Source organism: uncultured Citricoccus sp. (assembly GCF_937871995.1).
Classification (GTDB): domain Bacteria; phylum Actinomycetota; class Actinomycetes; order Actinomycetales; family Micrococcaceae; genus Citricoccus.
The window spans coordinates 1-2,357 of the sequence record NZ_CALMQR010000126.1 but is presented as its reverse complement, the minus strand read 5'-3'; the positions used below and the strand labels follow the sequence as shown (position 1 = coordinate 2,357).

Genomic DNA, 2,357 nt, shown 5'->3' with positions numbered 1-2,357 from the left:
GCTCCGCCATGCACGCCGCATGCGTCGCCCCCAGATACCCCGTCCCCACCACCGAGATCTTCACGCTTATGTTCCTTGCCTTCCGTCCTAAGAGATGGATGCCGCTGCGCGCCCGAGCGCACTGACACCGCTGTCTTTCTTACCAGCATCTGAGGTCACAAGCGTTAACGGCGACTCCTGTGGCTTCGTTTGTGTTCGGTGCTGTAATGGTCTTGCGGCGCTCAACCCGGACCACGTCGTGCCCGGAAGCCGGATCCCGGTGCGGACCGAGGACGAAATAGCGTCGGCCACCGCGGACAACGGCGACTGTTTGACCGGGTTTTTGGCCCATCGATGGCTCGTTCCGAGGGCACTGGATGCCTATCTGCAGGGGCTCGATAGGATTACAGGATGATCATTGGTATCGGCGTGGACGTCGTCCAGGTATCCCGGTTCAAACAACAGCTGACGAGGACTCCCGCCTTGCGTGACCGTCTGTTCACTCCCGCCGAGCGGGAGCGCAACATTCGTTCACTCGCCGCACGATTCGCCGCCAAAGAGGCCGTGGCCAAGGCCCTCAGCGCCCCGGCCGGGATGAACTGGCAGCACTGCAGAATTGATATCGACAGCACCGGTGCGCCACGTGTGGTGGCTACCGGCACCGTCGCAGAGGTCGCAGAGGCCAAAGGCGTCACGACGTGGCACCTGTCGCTGAGCCATGACGGCGACGTGGCCACAGCCATAGTCATTGCCGAGGGTTGAATCCGACACCGGCCTGGAGGAGAAAGCAATGATCCACGCCTACACCGGCTTTGCGGTCCGGGCCGCCGAGAAACCCCTGCTCGATGCCGGTCATAGTGACGCGTTGATGCGCCGCGCCGCGTGGGGGCTCACCACTCACGTCCTCCGGGAACTGCGCGCGAGAGGCCAAGTGGCGGGCGCGACGTCCGCAGCCCTGGTGGGCACCGGCAACAACGACGGGGACGCGCTCTGGGTGCTGACCTTCCTGCGCCGACGCGACGTGGACGCCGTAGCGGTCCCGATGGGCGAGCGGATGGACCGGACGGGACTGACCGCCCTGCTATAGGCTGGTGGACGGGTCGCCGAACGCATCCCGGAAAGGACCACACTCGTTATTGACGTGGCACTGGGGCGAAGAGTGGTTGGAACGCTCCCGTCGTCGCTGAGCTGCCCGCTGGAGTCACCGTGGTCCCTTGCGATCTGTCCTCCGGTGTAGACGCCGACACCGGACAGGTCACCGGGGGAGTGATCCCCGCCGACCTCACCGTTACCTTCGGAGCGCTGAAGACCAGACTGATCGTCGGAGCCGGAGCCGGAGCCGGAGCCCAGGCCGCCGGGCGGGTGGAGCTGGTGGACATCGGGCTGAAGCCGCACTCACCGGCCCGGACGTGTCATCGGCGGAGCGGAACGAGGTGCTCGCGGTGTTCACGCCACCGGCCTGGGACGACAACATATACTCCCGCGGCGTACTGGGTGTGGCCGCCGGATCCGAGCGGTACCCTGGTGCCGTCGTGCTGGTGTGCTCAGCGGCGATAGCCTCGGGGCTGAGGATGGTGCAGTACGCCGGGCCGGAGTCCGTGCGGCAGCATGTCCTGTCCGCGCTGCCGGAGGTGGTGGTCGGCCCGGATACCCAGGGCAAGACCCGGGCATGGGTGGCCGGCTCAGGCCTGGGATCCGGTGACGAGGCCCGGTCCCGGTTGGCCGAGGTGGTCGAGACCTGCGTTGCGAGTGGATTGCCGCTCGTCCTGGACGCCTCGGCGTTGAACCTGGTGACCCAACTGGATCTGGACCGGCTCCGTGCAGCCGGAGCACCGGTGGTGCGGACGCCACACCACGGCGAGCTGCTCCGCGTCGCGGGCAGGTTGGCGCCGGAGATGAACGTTTCCTTTCCTTCCCCGCCGTGGCGGGAATGGACCCCGTGACCGCCATACGCGCAGTGGCCAGGGAACTGGGCGCCGTCGTGCTCCTCAAGGGGCCGACCACCGTCTGCGCGGCGCTCGACGGGCACACCGTGGTGCAGAACGAAGGGGGCCCGGAACTGGCGACGGCCGGCAGCGGCGACACCCTGGCCGGACTCGTCGGTTCGGGGCGTCGGCGCTCGCCGCCGCCGTCCGGTCAGTGCTGGTCAATGCCGGACACCCAGCCCGCTTAGACTGAGGCAGTTCCATCCATGCACTGAGGAGAACCATGCTCGAGACAGCCGCCGGAGAGCCATATCCCTTGGGAGCCACGCCTGATGAGGCAGGGACGAACTTCGCGATCGCCGTGGGCGAGGACGCCGAGAAGGTCGAGCTGTGCTTGATCGATGACCAGGGCCAGGAGACCTGTCTGGAACTGACCGAACACTCCGGCAACAC

5 protein-coding genes are annotated in these 2,357 nt (G+C 66.9%); all 5 read left to right on the top strand.

Annotated features, from left to right (window positions below):
- The first annotated feature begins 390 nt into the window (after nt 1-390).
- The 5 genes from Q0283_RS14245 to Q0283_RS14230 all read left to right on the top strand — a co-directional run bounded on the left by Q0283_RS14245 (nt 391) and on the right by Q0283_RS14230 (nt 2,152).
- Nucleotides 391-741, top strand: a complete 351-nt coding sequence (locus Q0283_RS14245; RefSeq protein WP_298045232.1) for a holo-ACP synthase — start codon at nt 391-393, stop codon at nt 739-741.
- Between the two features lie 28 nt (nt 742-769).
- Entirely contained in the window at nt 770-1,066 is a 297-nt protein-coding gene (locus Q0283_RS14240) for an NAD(P)H-hydrate epimerase (protein ID WP_298045230.1), read from the top strand.
- A gap of 119 nt (nt 1,067-1,185) precedes the next feature.
- Nucleotides 1,186-1,536, top strand: coding sequence for an NAD(P)H-hydrate epimerase (locus tag Q0283_RS17660; protein WP_366134604.1), 351 nt, complete (start codon nt 1,186-1,188; stop codon nt 1,534-1,536).
- Nucleotides 1,422-1,922, top strand: a complete 501-nt coding sequence (locus tag Q0283_RS14235) for an ADP/ATP-dependent (S)-NAD(P)H-hydrate dehydratase (protein ID WP_298045228.1) — start codon at nt 1,422-1,424, stop codon at nt 1,920-1,922. Before Q0283_RS17660 ends, Q0283_RS14235 begins: the two co-directional genes overlap by 115 nt.
- Nucleotides 1,919-2,152 (top strand): NAD(P)H-hydrate dehydratase, encoded by a 234-nt coding sequence (locus tag Q0283_RS14230; protein ID WP_298045226.1) that lies wholly within the window; start codon nt 1,919-1,921, stop codon nt 2,150-2,152. Before Q0283_RS14235 ends, Q0283_RS14230 begins: the two co-directional genes overlap by 4 nt.
- The last annotated feature ends 205 nt before the right edge of the window (nt 2,153-2,357 follow it).